The organism is uncultured Altibacter sp. (assembly GCF_963972995.1).
In the GTDB taxonomy this organism is placed as follows: domain Bacteria; phylum Bacteroidota; class Bacteroidia; order Flavobacteriales; family Flavobacteriaceae; genus Altibacter.
Genome location: NZ_CAXAXI010000011.1, coordinates 18,255 through 35,296 on the forward strand (window position 1 = coordinate 18,255; position 17,042 = coordinate 35,296).

A 17,042-nucleotide genomic window follows, 5' to 3' on the forward strand; every position below is an offset into this window, starting at 1 on the left:
TCTGAATTATTCACCGGAAATTAACTGCTGCCCGGTTGAGTAGGTGTACCTATTTCAGTACCTTTGTACTGCTTTTTGAAAACGTACACTATGGACTATAGAATTGAAAAAGATACCATGGGCGAGGTAAAAGTACCTGCCGATAAACTTTGGGGTGCTCAAACCGAACGCTCTCGAAATAATTTTAAAATAGGAAGTCCGGCCTCCATGCCATTAGAGATCATTTATGGTTTCGCTTACCTTAAGAAAGCTGCCGCATTCACCAATTGCGAATTAGGAGTTCTTTCTGAAGAGAAACGGGATCTCATAGCCAAGGTATGTGATGAGATCTTGGCTGGGAAGCACGACGAACAGTTTCCTCTGGTGATCTGGCAAACCGGAAGCGGAACCCAAAGCAATATGAACGTGAATGAGGTGATCGCGAACAGAGCGCACCAGTTAGTCGGAAATAAGATAGGAGAAGGAGACAAAACGCTTCAACCTAATGATGATGTGAATAAATCGCAGTCTTCAAACGATACCTTTCCTACCGGAATGCATATTGCTGCTTACAAGAAGCTTATTGAGACCACCATACCGGGAGTGCAACAACTTCATAAGACATTGGTGCAAAAATCGGAAGACTTTAAAAAAGTAGTAAAAATCGGACGCACCCATTTAATGGATGCGACCCCGTTAACCTTAGGACAAGAGTTTAGTGGCTACGCATCACAACTAGAGCATGGTTTGATCGCGTTACAAAATACACTACCACATCTTGCCCAACTGGCCTTAGGAGGCACGGCGGTGGGTACGGGTATCAATACTCCGGAAGGGTATTCTGAAAATGTGGCCTCTTACATTGCAAAATTTACAGAACTGCCCTTTATCACGGCAAAAAATAAATTCGAAGCACTGGCAGCACATGATGCTATTGTAGAGTCTCACGGAGCCTTGAAGCAATTGGCGGTGGCTCTTAATAAAATCGCCAATGATATTAGAATGCTGGCCAGTGGTCCGCGAAGCGGCATTGGAGAGATCATCATTCCGGCAAATGAACCCGGTTCTTCCATCATGCCCGGAAAGGTAAATCCTACGCAATGCGAGGCACTTACTATGGTATGTGCACAAGTGGTAGGGAACGATATGGCTATTGCCGTAGGTGGCATGCAGGGGCATTATGAATTGAACGTGTTCAAGCCGGTGATGGCTGCTAATTTCCTTCAGTCTGCACAATTGCTGGGTGATGCCTGCGTTTCGTTCGACGTACATTGTGCGCAGGGAATTGAACCTAATTACGAGGTGATCAAGAAACAATTGAATAATTCACTTATGTTGGTCACAGCCCTCAACCCGAAAATCGGCTATTACAAAGCTGCAGAAATAGCCAATACTGCCCATAACAATGGTACTACCTTGAAGGAAGAAGCGGTAAACCTGGGATATCTCACTGCTGAAGAGTTTGACGCCTGGGTCAAACCTGAGGATATGGTTGGAAAGCCTTAAAACCTACTCAATCAAAAAGATCGTACATAGCTGGGAATATATCCCAGCTATTTTTTTTATTAATATATCGATTAAATGCAAATTTATTAGGTGAAATGTATTTTTTATGTATATTCGAATACCCAAATTATTAAAACCTACTTATATGAGGCTACGATTTTTACCCCTCGCGTTGTGTCTTGTATTTGCCATTTTTGTAAGTCCGCTTACACTATTTTCGGCAAACAGCACATCCATGAATCGCTCGGAACTCCTTGCTTTTAAAGCGACTTCAAAAAAATTAATTGAGTTGAAATCACCAGACACACCGGTGGCAACACTCCCTAATGGCAATACCTATGTATCCCCAAAAAGCAGTTTAGCGTATCACAACACGATCAACACGATCAATACGGCAAGCCTTCAATATTCCTTGATTGAAGAAAATTCTTACAAAAATGGAATGGTTGCGACAGGCAGTTTAAATAATAATTTTCAAACTACGACGGCTATGACGCCTCTGGCGGCACAAAAATTGGCCCTTTCTTTTAAGAATGGAATGTATTACGGTTTTGCATGCATGGTAATCCTGTTGAACATTGTATGCTTTTTCCTTTTTGACGAGAAGATATTCCTACATTATTCTCTGGCGCTTACAGGCTTTATAGCAGCATTCTTCTTCAATGATGGATTATTTACCTTCTTCGGACTTGACGTAATTTCGAATACTGCTGCCATGCAGTCTACTTTGCTGTTAATAGCTGTAGGTTTTGGTGCTTCATTTGCTTCAAAATACCTGAGTCTTAGTGAGCATTTTCCCAAATTGCGATGGGTGACCATGGCACTCTTAAGAGTAACTGCCGTAACAACTACGGTGGCATGGATCTCACAAACCACGGTTTTAGCGACGATCACCAATACTGTTCTAATGAGCATTATGGCCACTTATTTTGTGGTTGGAGCACTGCTGTTCAGTAAAAAGAACTATCCCAAATTCTATGTGATCGCTACCTGTATTCCATTATTGTTCGCAATCGATTTCTTTGTGTTAAAAAATCTTGAGAGCGAATTTTTAATGACCGAAGTCTATCATTTGAAAGCTGCCTTGTTCGTTGAAATGCTGGTCCTAACCTACGCTATTGTATATCGTATGCGTGCCATTAAAGAGGAAAACCAATTACGCCAAACAGAACTTCGTATCTTTTTAAAGCGTCAAGAGGTGATGAACCGAAAGAATGCTACAAAACTCATGGAGGATGTTTATTTGGAGAATTTGATCATGCACTACGATCTCGACGGATTGGAGATCAAGCTTCTTCAATACATTTCAGAAGGAAAAGACAATGCAAAAATAGCTCGAAAACTAAATACTACCGAAACTGATATAGAGTTTCTAACCAAGGAACTCTATCACAAATTAGAGATAAGTGAACAGATCCAAGAGGATTATCGAATGGTCGATAACCAACCGGACTATATCTATAACTAGCCCTCCAATATATCCCCAACCTAATACCAACTAATGGCAAAAAGGATAAGCTTTTAAGAGCTTATCCTTTTTTATTATAGAATTTCTTAGATCTAAAATACGCTGCTGTACTAAGTAGCAAGGCGAATATAACAATGTAGTATACAAATGTAGGGGTTGCCGGGGCATCTCCACTCGCATACGAATGTAATCCGCTTAAATAGAAATTCACCCCAAAGTAGGTCATCATAATGGATGCATAAGCAAAGACGGCCATTACATTAAAGAACCATCGCCCTCGCAGTCCGGGAACTAAGCGCATGTGAATTACAAACGCGTAGATCATGATGCTGATTAATGCCCATGTTTCTTTCGGATCCCAACCCCAGTATCGTCCCCAACTTTCGTTGGCCCATTGCCCACCAAGGAAATTTCCTATGGTCAACATTACAAGCCCAACGGTGAGAGACATTTCTGTAATGATCGTCAGTTCTTTGATGTTGAGATCCATACGGAGCACATTCTTTTTTGTAGTGAGCAGCATGAGGAGCAACGAAGTCATTCCCAAGATCATCCCCAAAGTGAAAGGTCCATAGCTGGCTACGATCACCGCTACGTGTATCATTAGCCAATAGCTATCCAGAACAGGTTGTAAGTTTGCAATAGCAGGATCCAACCAATTCAAATGAGCAGCCCAAAGAATAATAGCAGCAACAAATGCAGTTGACGCCACAGTAAGATCACTTTTTCTGCCAAAAGCAAGTCCGAAGAACACGGTTGCCCAACCTACATACACCACAGACTCGTATGCATCACTCCATGGCGCATGACCGCTAATATACCACCTAGCCGCCAATCCGAGTGTCATAAGAATAAATGAAATCCAAATAATTACTTTGAACATTTTTATAATCCCTGTCACTACTTTGGCTTGGGTAAAAATCTGCAAAATGATAAAAAGAAACATCAATGCACCCAATACAGCGTAATATTTATACAGCCGGTTGAACAGATCCACCTTATTATACAGGATCTCTGCTTTTATTTTTTCTTCGGAAGGCATTACCTCGCCCCCGTATTTCTTCTGAAATTGCGTAAGTCCGTCCAATATCTGCTCTGCTTCCGAATAATCTCCGGTAACTCGTGCCTGACGTAGCGTTTGGAAATAGATAGGAAGAATAGTACGTGTCACGGTAGAATCCATGCCTTTGAAATTTGCTTCATTCAGTTCGGGATAAGAGACCCATGTATTATTTTCGTCGTCGGGCAACGGAAAGATCTTCAGAATACTTCCACTTAACGCCTGATTCAGCACATAGAAATTTTCATAGGCTTTCACCAAATCCTTTTCAAACTGATTTGGATTCGCCTTACTGGTGGCTGATTCGAGATAGGGTTGCAGCTTGAAGTTTGCCTCGTCATCAAACAGATCCAGTAACGCAATATTTTGTGTTTCTTCGGGCATGCCCAACACATCCCGAATACTATCGTTCCCACGCTTTAAAGCAATGATGGGGGTTTGAGACCAAAGGGCCGGAAATTCGGTCATAGATAAGAACACTTGATCCGGATTGAGTCCTTCGTAACTGTTCTTACGGCTCACCTTGCGAAGCAATTCGCTTGCAAATGTATTTACCGGTTTCATCCTTCCGTTATCCTGAATGATCAATTGCCCGAATCTTGCTGCGTGTTCCTTAGATACAGCATTGGCATGGATCATGGAATCGATCTGTGTCTTTGTGGCCTTAGTGTGCTTTGGAGTGACTGCGGGCTGCTGTGCATAACCAGCAAGGGTAAAGAACAGCATAGCGATCATGGCCATTTTAGACTTTTTCTTCTTTATCTTATCGAGCATCTTCTTTAAAGTGGCAAAACGTGTATTTCTATCGAAAAGGATGGCCATTAACCCCAAATAAAGCAGAAAATAACCAATATACGTGATCCAAGTGCCCCACCAATCGTGATTGATAGAAAGAATAGTACCTTTTTCATCGGGATCGAAACCGGACTGAAAGAAGCGGTAACCTTTATGATCTAGTACATGGTTCATATAGATCTCATAATCAAAATATTCTGTTTCGGAATCATTGACCGTAACCTTACTTTTAAATGCAGAGTATCCTTTTTCTGTCCCGGGATACTTATCGGCGATAAAATCATTCAGTGTAATGCTAAAAGGCAATTCCCGGGTTTTGCTCCCGTACGTGAGATAGACATCCAGTCCTCCTACTTCTACCTTGGTAGGATTCGGTACGCTCCCCTTCCCTCCTAGTAACTCGGCAGTTTTTGTTTCACCTGCTGCCGTAACTTCTACGATCAAGGCATCCTTATTGGTCTTCTCGGTCTTGGGAACACGCACAATACCATATTCACCCTTGGTAACCGGTTCCGGTATCACAAAGGCCATCCCTGCCAATTGATACAACGAACGGAGCATGAGCGGTTGTGTACTGTCTTGCACCACACGCCCCTGCATTTGGTCTGCCATACGCATAAAACTTCCTTCAAAGGGTGTTTCCAAAGTATAACTTCCATCGGTATGGTACGTAATATTAATGGCACCCTCCGTAGGATTGTTCACAGCAAAGAGTACATTATGGATATTGCTTATACCGCCTACTTTTATCCAATGGTCATGACGGTTTCCGTCTCCGGCTTCCACGATCTTAAGGTATTCTTCCCCATCTTCGGCAGGTACGAGCCCTTCCTTGGCATTCTTAATAAAATCTTTGAAAGAAATGGTAACCGGTATGTTGTTATAATCAGTTGTAAGAGAGAAGTCGTTGTCCAAGCGCTCCGAAAGGTTCAAACGCTTAGGTGGTACCTTGCGGCGTTGCGGGACTCCGTCTATCACATAATCACCATCGATAAAGGTGGTAAGGTAGGTATGTTCTGAAAGCATGGTATTTTCGGTAGCTCCCTCACGAATGCTTATAACCCCTTCGTAACCTATATAACGCGTAACAAATGCACCTATAAGAATCAATATAAAGGCTAAGTGTAATGTGAGTGTAGCCCACTTTTCTTTCCGCAGCAGATTGTACTTAAAAATGTTTCCTGCAAAATTGATCACAAAAATCACCATGATGGCTTCGAACCACCAAGCGTTATAGATCAATTCTCGGGTGTACGGAGTTGGAGAGGTCTCTTCGAAGCGATCCAACCAGGTACCCAGTGCCATAGCGGCCGCAAAAACAAGAAATAAAACAGCAGTTAAACGTGTGGAAAAGAGGACGGCAGCTATTTTCTTTTGCATGAGGCGAATTTTGGTGCAAATTTATGAAATTGCAAGCATTTTAACCCCTTAATTTGTATACGAAATAAACGATTTAACGTTCTCATTTTTTCCGGGCCTCGAACATGCGCAAATGTATGAATGTCGCCATATTTCGAGCCCTGTTTTTAGCAATTTGAGCTGTTTCTCCTTCATACAAATCGTTTATGGTTTGATGCCATAGGTTGATCCAAGTCCCGAAATGAACTTCGTTTATGCTTCCATGAAAGGCCGCATCGACTTTAATATGAGCGGTGATAGGGTTCCCTTTGTAGGATTTTTTAAAGAATAAATTAGTTTCCCAGAAATCCGTTAGCAGTTCGAAGTGCGATTCCCAATGCGAGATTGTATCATTGAAAATAGGACCCAGCAAGGCATCCCCTTGCACACGACCGTAAAAGGTGCGTACCAGAAGTGCAATGTCTTCGCGCGTAGTGATATCCTTTTTCATGGTGTTACAAAGTTATTGTATAATTTGAAAACAGACTCATTAAAAAGTTTTTACTTTGTGGTATGATCACAGTGACTTTTTTAGGTTTCGGGAATGTCAATCGTCATTTATGTAGCGCTTTACATGAAATAGATCAAGTATCTATAAAACAGATATATAACAGGAGTGATATTCAGTTGCCTTCGGAATTAAAAGACATCCCCTTCACCCGGCAGTTATCGCTATTAGAACCCGCAGACGTTTACATAATTGGCATTCCCGATGATGCCATTGCTTCATTCTCTGAAGCCCTCCCGGTTCGAGATCAATTGGTCGTCCACACTTCGGGCGGTGTGCCTATGGATTCACTTTCAGAAAAAAACAGGAAAGGCGTCTTTTACCCGCTTCAAACCTTTTCAAAACATCGAACTGTAGATTTCAATTCGGTGCCAATTTGTATTGAAGCGAGCAAGGACAGGGATCGTAAGCTCCTTCAACAGCTGGCATCCCCACTTACTAAACGTGTAGTATCCATTTCTTCCGAAGAACGAGCAAAGCTGCACTTGGCAGCCGTGTTCGTAAATAATTTTGTGAACCACATGTACGCCGTTGGTGCAGACATAACGTCACGGTCGGGGTTGTCTTTCGAACTCTTAAAGCCGCTTATTGCCGAAACCGCAAGAAAGATAGAAGATCTCGCTCCTTCCGAAGCACAAACAGGCCCCGCCAAACGGAAGGATCTAAATACTATTGAAAAACATGTACATTTGCTTCAGGACAGCAACTATAAGGAAATATATACATTGCTAACGGAATCCATTCAGAAAACCCATGGAAAAAAGCTATAAGGAATACCTTCAACACATCACTACCTTCGTATTTGACGTGGATGGTGTATTAACCGACGGGAACATACTCGTCACTACATCGGGAGAAATGTATCGCAGTATGAATACCAAGGATGGATACGCCTTAAAAACAGCGCTGGAAAGAGGATTTAAAGTGTGTATCATTTCGGGAGGAACCAACGAGGGGGTACGAAAACGACTTGAGGGACTTGGTTTGACCGATATCTTCTTAGGAACACATCACAAGACCGAAGCCTTGCAAACCTATTTGGAAGCCCACAGTTTAAATCGTGACAATGTACTCTTTATGGGAGATGACCTTCCGGATCTGGAGGTCATGCAATACGTAGGCTTACCGTGCTGTCCGCAGGATTCCGTGCAGGAGATCAAACAAATCTCAAAATATGTTTCACATAAAAAAGGAGGAAAAGGCTGCGTGCGCGATATCATAGAGCAAGTGCTTAAAGTTCAAGGTAAGTGGATGAGCAAGAGCCCTTCCAGTGCTAAATACGATTAACACCAGCTGATTTCACTTCATGAACTTCCTTAGACTCATCCGACCTGTAAACCTGGTTCTTATCGCATTGGTTCAGCTTGTGGCGAAATACGGACTCTTTCAAAATTTGGAAGCTTCGATGGCATTAGACGGAGTTCATTTTGCAATGCTTCTTCTAGCCACGCTATCCATTGCTGCGGGAGGTTATATTATCAATGATATCTATGACGTAGAGATCGACAAGATCAACAAACCAACATCCCGGCTCATTGGTAAGACGATCTCTGAAAAGTATGCCTTGAGAGCGTACTTCATCTGTACCGTTACAGGTGTAGTACTAGGATTCTATCTTTCCAACAGCATACAACGACCGGGATTTGCTGCTCTTTTTATTGTGATCGCAGCGCTCTTATATCTTTACGCCTCTTATTTAAAGGGCGTATTAGTAGTTGGGAATGTAGTAATTGCAGGGCTGGTAGCCATTAGCCTCTTGATTCTGGGCCTTTTTGACCTGCTTCCGGCGATAACAGTGGACAACCGTGAAACACAAGCCACTGTATTCCGGGTTTTAATGCATTACAGTCTCTTTGCATTACTATTGAATTTTATTAGAGAATTAGTCAAGGATATCTTAGACATCAACGGTGATAAGAACGGCGGCCTTAGTACCTTGCCAATAGCCATTGGTCGAAAAAGAACGATCACCATCGTCTTTCTGCTTGGTCTGTTACTTACCTTACTAATCGTAGGCTATATGTACAGCTATCTCTATCACGATAAGGTGATGGTCCTGTACTTTTTGTTTCTTATTGTGGCGCCTATGCTCTATTTTTGCGTACGAGCTTGGAATGCCGAACAACCCAAGGATTATCTAATGTTATCACGGTTGCTGAAACTTATTATGCTCTTCGGAATTTGCTCCATGGCCTTCTACCCTCGTCTGTTCGAATTGTAACATGCCTTATGTAACTGAAACACCATGCTGAAAGAATCCCTAAAAGAATTTAAAATTATCCTCGCTTCGGGATCGCCGCGGCGCCAAAACTTCTTTAAAGAACTGGATCTCGATTTTACCATAGACGTGCGGCCCGTAGATGAAACTTACCCTAAAGATTTAAAAGGCGCAGCCATTACAGATTATTTATCACAATTAAAAGCCGCTGCCTTTCAAGATCTTTCAGAAAAAGAACTCGTAATCACGAGCGATACCATTGTTTGGAAAAATGGCGCCATCGAAAAGCCCAAGGATCGTGAAGACGCCAAACGCATGTTACAACTGCTTAGCGGTGACATGCATGAGGTGATCACCTCTGTATGTTTTTCAGGAAAAGATTTCAGAAAAACCATGCACGACATTACAAAGGTTTGGTTCAAACCTTTATTGGAAGAAGAGATCGACTACTACTTAGATACCTACCTGCCTTACGATAAGGCCGGAAGTTACGGTATACAGGAATGGATAGGTTACATTGGGATCGAGCGCATTGAAGGTTGTTATTTCAACGTAATGGGATTGCCTACCCGACTTGTTTACAAAACGTTAATGGAACTGGGAAAACGTTAGATTTCCTTTAATTTTGCTGAAAATTCCTGCTCATGAAATTCCCTTCTTTAATCATTTCAATTTTAGTTGTCATCAATTTCTTCCTGTTAGGGTGTAAAAATAAGGAAGATGAAAACCTTTTGTCAAGCAGTACGACCCATAAAACAGAAGAACAGCAGGAAAAACGCCGAATGCTCACAGAATCATTCAAGGAGTATTGGTTTTCGGGGGTCGCAGAGATCACCTCCTACCAACTGTCGCAAGAACGTTATGGTGAACTTCGTGAAGGAACAGCAGTAAACATTTTTGTGACCGAGGATTTTTTACCCGAAGCACAGGTAAAAGCCAATACAGCTTCCGAAGAAACGCTATCGGTTCTAAAGTTGAACAGCACAAAGAAATTTTTGACCGGTATTTACCCCTATTCCATCATGACAAGTGTTTTTAGTCCGATAGAAACACAGGGGCATGCTCAAAAAATAAGCCATTCGGTTCAAGAATGGTGCGGACAAGTGTATATGCAGCTTAATAACCGGAAGAACTTCGAAATGATTTCGCATTCGTATTTTGAAGGAGAAGCCGATCAAGAATTTACAATGGAGCGCACCTGGCTAGAAAATGAGCTGTGGAATATTATTCGCCTCAACCCCGAAGAATTACCCACCGGTGATGTATCTGTAATACCGTCATTCGAATACCTGCGTCTTCGGCATAAAGAAGCCGCTGCCCATCCGGCATTTGCGAGTTTAAAGCAAGGAGACTCCCTTACCTCCTATACGGTCAATTATCCAAACCTACAACGACAGATCACCTGGTACTTTACAAGCAGGTTCCCCTACGAGATCGAAAAGTGGGAAGAAACCAATGCTACCGACCCCAAGGATACACTCCGCCTTAAAACTACGGCAGTGAAAATGAAACGTATTAGGACCCCTTATTGGACACAGAATCGAAATAAAGATCAAGTATTACGTGATTCCTTAGGCTTAAGATAACTACAATGATTTTAGATAATTATTTTACACAACTTATACAAACCGGAGCCCATCTGGTCATTTTCCTAATCATTCGCCTCATATTGGTACGGCTTGTTAAACGCTTTGCCAGGAAATCGGAGCGCGTAGAACATCGAACAGGTTTAATCATAAAGTACATAGACTTTGCAACGATCTTCCTTATCATCTTGGGATTGATCCTTATTTGGGGTGTGGAATTCAAAGACCTTGGCTGGGTTATGTCATCCGTTTTCGCCGTGATAGGGATAGGATTTTTCGCTCAATGGTCCATATTAAGCAATATTACAAGCGGTGTGATCATGTTCTTTACCTTTCCATACAAAATTGGAGACTACATTAAAATTCACGATAAGGACTACGATTACGGCGGAATCATAGAAGATATAAAGGCATTTCATCTCATTATACGAACCACACAAGGCGAAATTGTGACCTATCCTAACTCCTTATTATTACAAAAGGGTGTAAGTGTTATAAAACCTGATGAATTAGATAATTTTTTGCTTGAGGAAGACAAAAATGTTAAAGAACAGCCAATAGATTAATGCCTTTTTCTAATTTGGGTATCTTTGAAAACCTTGTTCATCTCAAAGAAGTTTCCATGCGTACACTACTTGCGATCCTGATTGCCTATACCTTTTCAACCTCTTCCTTACTTTCACAACAACCCCTAAAGCCAACAGCTTCAGAGATCTTTCAGAATATTCAGAAGCTCAACTTTTTAGGGTCTGCACTGTACATTGCGGCACATCCCGACGATGAGAATACCAGACTCATCTCATTCTTATCCAATGACGTAAAAGCCAGAACGGCATACCTCTCCTTAACACGTGGAGATGGTGGACAAAACCTTATAGGCCCGGAAATTAGAGAATTGTTGGGCGTAATCCGTACACAAGAATTATTGGCCGCCAGACGTATTGACGGAGGGTTGCAATATTTTACCCGTGCCAATGATTTCGGGTATTCCAAACACCCCGATGAGACACTTGCCATTTGGAACAAAAATGAAGTGCTGGCCGATGTCGTGCGGGCCATTAGAAAATTTAAACCCGATGTGATCATCAATCGGTTTGATCACAGAAATCCGGGATCGACGCACGGCCACCACACTTCTTCGGCCATGTTGAGTTTTGAAGCTTTTGATCTTGTGAACGATCCTACCAAATATCCCGAGATCGCAACGGCACACGGAACATGGCAGCCCAAACGCTTATTTTTCAATACTTCTTGGTGGTTCTATGGAAGTAGGGAGAATTTCGAAAAAGCCGATAAAACCAATCTGGTCGAGGTGGAAACCGGAAATTTTTATCCGTCCTTAGGACTTTCCAATGGAGAGATCGCCTCTTTAAGCCGAAGCATGCACAAATCACAAGGATTTGGAAGTACAGGCTCCAGAGGAAGCGAAACAGAATACCTCGAATTTTTAAAGGGCGATTTTCCCAAAGACAAAACCAATCTTTTTGATGGTATTGATACATCATGGTCCCGCCTAGAAGGAGGCGCACCCATTGGTGCGATCTTGGAACAGGTAGAGAAGAATTTTAATTTTAAGGATCCTTCAGAAAGTATTCCGCAATTGGTACAAGCGTATAAATTGCTCCAAAATCTACCGGAAAGCCATTGGAAATCGATCAAGATAGAAGAACTAAAAACTGTGATCGCAGATTGTTCAGGGCTTTTCTTGGAAGCAGTTGCTAACCAAGCTTCCGTAGCGCCCAAAGGTGCTGTTACAGTCACCGTTGAGGCCGTGAATCGTTCCAACGCCAACATCTTACTTAACGCAGTTACCTCTCCCATAGTTGCTTTTCCGGCTACATTTGCTCCAACTCCCTTAACTAAGAATCAACGCTATACTCTGGATAGCAGCGAGTATTCCTTTTCTGCTACTTCATATAGCGCTCCCTATTGGCTCAAAGAAAAAGGAACGTTGGGAATGTACCGTGTGGAAGACCCTAATTTGATAGGTCTTCCGGAGCAGGGAAACCAATTTCCGGTGAAATTCTTACTTACTATTAACGGGGTAGAGATTCCAATGGTCCGCAATATCGTTTATAAATATAATGATCCCGTAGACGGTGAGGTGTACCAACCATTCGAAGTACTTCCTGAAGTTACCTCGAGCGTCCCTGAAAAAGTACTAATATTCGCTTCTCAAGAAGCAAAAGAAGTACCTGTAATCATTCGAGCCGGTCGCGACAATGTAAGTGGTACGGCAACCTTACAACACCCGGAAGGATGGACCGTGACTCCGGTACAGCAATTCTTTGAGATCGCAAACAAAGGACAAGAGCAAACCTTATTATTTACCGTAACACCTCCAAAGAATCAAAGTGAGGGAACCATACGGCCGTTGCTTCAGGTGGGAGATGCTTTCCATGACACCGAATTGATCACGATCGACTACGATCATATTCCACTGCAGCGTGTTTTGGTTCCTTCGGAAGCGAAGGTAGTACGTATCGATATTCAGAAAAAAGGATCACACATTGGTTATATCAACGGTGCCGGAGATGCGATACCGGAAAGCTTGAAACAGATTGGCTATCAAGTGACTACGATACCGCCTTCAGAAATAATCGCAGAGTACTTAAAGAAATTTGACGCGATAGTCGTTGGGATACGCGCCTACAACACGGTTCCGGAAATGGCTTTCAAACAACAGGAACTCAACAGCTACGTGCAAAATGGAGGCACCCTTATTGTACAATACAATACCAGTAGAGGATTGGTGACTGATGCGCTCGCCCCCCTCCCACTGACATTATCCAGAGACAGGGTAACTGATGAAGAGAGTGAGGTACGTATTTTGGCTCCTAAACACAAGGTAATGAACTCTCCCAATGTAATTACTACAGAAGATTTTGATAATTGGGTACAGGAACGCGGATTGTATTTCCCAAACGAATGGTCGGATGAATTTACACCTGTCTTAGGCATGAACGATAAAGGGGAACCACAAACAAAGGGTTCATTGTTGGTTGCCAGTTATGGAAAAGGATACTATATTTATACCGGACTAAGCTTTTTCAGGGAATTACCGGCAGGTGTTCCGGGAGCTTACAGACTTTTTGCCAACCTGCTTTCAATCGGGAAATAATATGAGCGAAGAACGCGACCCATTTGTATGGAAGTGGAGCTACACCGTGGTTCTGGTTCTCAATGCGATCTACATTTTGTTATTCTATCTTCTAATGCAACACTATACATAATATGCAGCAGATAGACTGGATTGTATTGGGAGGCACTTTATTATTCATAGTACTGTACGGTACCTATAAAACACGAGGCAGTAAGAACGTAACCGATTATCTTAAAGGGGGTAACGAAGCCCGTTGGTGGACCATTGGTCTAAGCGTCATGGCCACGCAAGCCAGTGCCATTACATTCTTATCTACACCCGGTCAGGCCTTTCATGACGGCATGGGATTCGTTCAATTCTATTTTGGGCTACCCATTGCAATGGTAGTGATCTGTCTGGTCTTTATACCCATCTATCACAAATTAAAGGTATTTACCGCCTACGAATATTTGGAATCTCGTTTTGATCGGAAGACACGCACGCTCACAGCGATTCTCTTTCTAGTACAGCGGGGTCTCGCCGCCGGTATTACCATCTTCGCCCCTGCTATCATCCTCTCGGCTGTACTGGGATGGAACTTGTTGTACCTAAACATAATTATTGGAACCTTGGTGATCATCTACACGGTAAGTGGCGGTACCAAAGCCGTAAGTGTCACCCAGAAACAACAAATGGCGGTGATCTTTGGCGGTATGTTCATTGCTTTCTTGTTGATTTTGAATTATCTCCCTTTAGACATTAGTTTTACCAAAGCCTTGGACATTGCAGGTGCCGGCGGAAAAATGGATATCTTGGATTTTTCTTTCGATTTTAATAACCGCTACACCTTTTGGAGCGGTATCATTGGCGGAAGCTTTCTGGCGCTCTCTTATTTTGGGACAGACCAAAGCCAAGTGCAGCGTTATCTTTCGGGAAAATCGGTGCGACAGAGCCAAATGGGCTTGATCTTCAACGGCTTATTAAAGGTACCCATGCAGTTCTTTATATTGTTGGTTGGGGTGATGGTCTTCGTTTTTTATCAGTTTAACAGTTCTCCTTTACATTTTAATCCCGCTGCGGAAGCTGATGTGCTTGCTTCGGAATACGCTTCAGAATACAAACAACTGCAATCAGAAAAAGAAGCCCTGGACAGTCAGTTAATAACAAAGCAACTTGAGTTTGCCAGAACTGAAACACCTTCAGAAAAAGAAATGCTACAAGAAGAGATACAGATCATCAACATCACCGAAAATGAGTTGCGTGAACAATCCAAAGCTTTGATTCTGAAGGCGAATCCACTTGCCGAAACCAACGATAAGGATTATGTATTTATTCATTTTATATTGAACAACCTCCCCCGCGGACTTATTGGTCTGCTCCTGGCAGTAATTCTTAGTGCTGCAATGTCCTCTACTGCCTCCGAACTGAATGCATTGGGTTCAACTACCACCATCGACCTCTATAAACGGTCTGTCGGGAATAGAGACGAAAAACATTTTGTAAGAGCTTCAAAGTGGTTTACGCTGCTCTGGGGTGTGATCGCAATTTTGGTTGCGAGTGTTGCGAACCTGTTCGACAACCTAATACAATTAGTGAATATTATAGGCTCTATTTTCTACGGAAACATTTTGGGCGTGTTCCTTTTGGCCTTCTTCTTCAAGTATGTAAAGGGCAATGCTGTATTTATAGCAGCACTTATCAATCAACTATTGGTAATTGCCTTATTCCTGCTTGATAAATACGAGATGATTAATTTGCCCTACCTATGGCTCAATTTTGTTGGCTGTGTGACTGTGATCGTCATGGCTTTCGGCATACAGCGTCTGAGAGCGACACGCACTTAAATCTTTGTTTTTCAGAATATTCCTACTTGTAATTCGTAGGAAAGTTCGTATACCGTGACGGAATTTTACTATATTCGTACTACCCCGTCTACCCTTTCATGCTATGGCGACTCTAAAAAAGGTCATCATGAGAAAAATCTATTGGTTCTTTTTCATATTAACTAATTCGGTTGGCTACGGACAGCATATTGGGAACGATATATGCAGCCTCCAGGCAGCGAATAAGGCTTGGATCGCCGAATATAAGAAAGCAGTTACTTTAGATGAAAGAATCGAAATGATCGTGGAAAAGATTATTACCGACGACAGGTTTTTTGATGACTATCAAGAAGTGGCGATCCTAAGCAAAGGAACGGATATTAAGAAAGTTCCGTGTTCTGAAAGCTGTTCGATTCGCTTCGGAATGATCTACTCAAAGAATAAAGGATTGGTATTGGACCTTAAACGCAATCCCGAGTTTGAAGATCTTATTTATGAGTTTGCTTCAGAAAATATTGACCGGATCGACCTCAATGAATTTAACGAAAAGGATATTTATAATCCCTACGCATTGAAACGTTCGGGCATAGTGCTGTATACCGAGAACAAAGATCTTAAGAAGAAGATTCGCGCCGCTCTTAAAGAACACACCAAGTCTTAAATCGCCTTGCATAAAAAAACCCCGCAGATACGGGGTTTTATTTGTTTTTAATGGTCAGTTTACATAGCTCCCCATTCTTTCAACGATTTTTGATTCAAGGCGATGTAATCATCGTTTCCGGCTGCTTTCGCTAGTTCCAGTGATTTCTCAGCGGCTTTGATTGCGCCCTTTTTATCACCTGCTTTCGCATAGATCAACGATTGTTGTCTGTGGTACCAAAACGCAGGTTGTTCACGCAATTCGATCGCTTTGTCGATCCACATTTTCGCCTTATTGATATCTTTTCCGGCTTCCAGATAATATACAGCAGCGGCATAGTAATCATTGGCCCCGGGGCCATTCATAACTTTATCAATGCTCGCACCTACCATCTTATCGGTATGGAACTTTATGGGAACTCCAACATACGTTTTCTCCCACATAAGACCAAGATTCGCCGAATCATTTGTAATATCATCAAAGCTCATAGTAAATGATTCTATATCCATAGGTAACGGATATGTGCTTGCTGTTACTTTGGCCGCAACTTTACTGTCATCCCAATTTTGTGGGGTTCCCCAATTGTTGGCGTCGCTATAAAAATAGACCTCCCAATTTTGTGCGCCGGGCTTGGTGTATATGGCATAGCTCCCTGCCTTTAAAGTGTTTCCCCCAATCATGACATCATCACTAAAGGTGATCTTTGTATTCGCATTCGCACCTGTACGCCAAACTTTATCGTAAGGAACAAGATCCCCGAATATGGTTCTGCCACGCATGGACGGTCTGGAATACTCGAGGGTAACATCGGTCAAGCCTACTTTCTGCTCAATTTTTTGGAACGGACTTGGTGCCGGAGTTTGTATCTGTGCAAAACCGCCGAAAGCGATAAGAACTGTACAGACAAATAGAAATAATTTTTTCATTGGATGAGATTTTATGGATTTTTTAGTGCTACGAAGTTACAACATCACTTTCT

General features: G+C 42.3%; 14 protein-coding genes. 11 read left to right on the forward strand and 3 right to left on the reverse strand.

Annotation, left to right across the window (positions count from 1 at the left end; translation table 11 throughout):
* Nucleotides 1–90 precede the first annotated feature (90 nt).
* Together fumC and AACZ11_RS06335 are read left to right on the forward strand one after the other, a co-directional pair.
* The gene (fumC, locus tag AACZ11_RS06330) at nucleotides 91–1,485 is read left to right on the forward strand and encodes a class II fumarate hydratase (protein WP_290624916.1); all 1,395 of its coding nucleotides are present in this window, start codon (nucleotides 91–93) and stop codon (nucleotides 1,483–1,485) included.
* Between the two features lie 145 nt (nucleotides 1,486–1,630).
* Entirely contained in the window at nucleotides 1,631–2,953 is a 1,323-nt protein-coding gene (locus AACZ11_RS06335; RefSeq protein ID WP_290624917.1) for a 7TM diverse intracellular signaling domain-containing protein, read from the forward strand.
* A 61-nt stretch (nucleotides 2,954–3,014) separates the two neighbouring features.
* Here AACZ11_RS06335 and ccsA read toward each other — a convergent pair whose 3' ends face one another.
* The gene (gene ccsA, locus AACZ11_RS06340) at nucleotides 3,015–6,188 is read right to left on the reverse strand and encodes a cytochrome c biogenesis protein CcsA (protein ID WP_290624918.1); all 3,174 of its coding nucleotides are present in this window, start codon (nucleotides 6,186–6,188) and stop codon (nucleotides 3,015–3,017) included.
* A gap of 82 nt (nucleotides 6,189–6,270) precedes the next feature.
* A complete protein-coding gene (locus AACZ11_RS06345) occupies nucleotides 6,271–6,657 on the reverse strand; it encodes a group III truncated hemoglobin (RefSeq protein WP_290624919.1) in 387 nt (128 codons plus the stop codon).
* Between the two features lie 62 nt (nucleotides 6,658–6,719).
* On the opposite strand from AACZ11_RS06345, the gene AACZ11_RS06350 reads away from it, so the two are divergent.
* From AACZ11_RS06350 to AACZ11_RS06390, 9 genes are all read left to right on the forward strand, one after another.
* A complete protein-coding gene (locus tag AACZ11_RS06350) occupies nucleotides 6,720–7,484 on the forward strand; it encodes a DUF2520 domain-containing protein (protein ID WP_290624920.1) in 765 nt (254 codons plus the stop codon).
* Nucleotides 7,468–8,001 (forward strand): HAD-IIIA family hydrolase, encoded by a 534-nt coding sequence (locus AACZ11_RS06355; protein WP_290624921.1) that lies wholly within the window; start codon nucleotides 7,468–7,470, stop codon nucleotides 7,999–8,001. The genes AACZ11_RS06350 and AACZ11_RS06355 overlap by 17 nt, the downstream gene beginning before the upstream one ends.
* Nucleotides 8,002–8,020: 19 nt before the next feature.
* Entirely contained in the window at nucleotides 8,021–8,935 is a 915-nt protein-coding gene (locus AACZ11_RS06360; RefSeq protein ID WP_290624922.1) for a geranylgeranylglycerol-phosphate geranylgeranyltransferase, read from the forward strand.
* Between the two features lie 24 nt (nucleotides 8,936–8,959).
* Nucleotides 8,960–9,544: a Maf family nucleotide pyrophosphatase gene (locus AACZ11_RS06365; RefSeq protein WP_290624923.1), complete on the forward strand. Its 585-nt coding sequence runs from the start codon at nucleotides 8,960–8,962 to the stop codon at nucleotides 9,542–9,544.
* 32 nt (nucleotides 9,545–9,576) lie between these two features.
* A complete protein-coding gene (locus AACZ11_RS06370; RefSeq protein ID WP_290624924.1) occupies nucleotides 9,577–10,518 on the forward strand; it encodes a septum formation inhibitor Maf in 942 nt (313 codons plus the stop codon).
* Between the two features lie 5 nt (nucleotides 10,519–10,523).
* Nucleotides 10,524–11,084 (forward strand): mechanosensitive ion channel domain-containing protein, encoded by a 561-nt coding sequence (locus AACZ11_RS06375; protein WP_290624925.1) that lies wholly within the window; start codon nucleotides 10,524–10,526, stop codon nucleotides 11,082–11,084.
* A gap of 56 nt (nucleotides 11,085–11,140) precedes the next feature.
* Entirely contained in the window at nucleotides 11,141–13,639 is a 2,499-nt protein-coding gene (locus tag AACZ11_RS06380; RefSeq protein ID WP_290624926.1) for a PIG-L family deacetylase, read from the forward strand.
* Nucleotides 13,640–13,752: 113 nt separating this feature from the next.
* Nucleotides 13,753–15,444 carry a sodium:solute symporter gene (locus AACZ11_RS06385; RefSeq protein WP_290624927.1) on the forward strand — a complete coding sequence of 564 codons (1,692 nt, stop codon included), beginning with the start codon at nucleotides 13,753–13,755 and terminating at the stop codon, nucleotides 15,442–15,444.
* Nucleotides 15,445–15,571: 127 nt separating this feature from the next.
* Complete coding sequence (locus AACZ11_RS06390) at nucleotides 15,572–16,084, forward strand: hypothetical protein (protein WP_290624928.1); 513 nt, start codon at nucleotides 15,572–15,574, stop codon at nucleotides 16,082–16,084.
* Nucleotides 16,085–16,143: 59 nt separating this feature from the next.
* Here AACZ11_RS06390 and AACZ11_RS06395 read toward each other — a convergent pair whose 3' ends face one another.
* Entirely contained in the window at nucleotides 16,144–16,989 is an 846-nt protein-coding gene (locus AACZ11_RS06395; protein WP_290624929.1) for a DUF2911 domain-containing protein, read from the reverse strand.
* Nucleotides 16,990–17,042 lie beyond the last annotated feature (53 nt).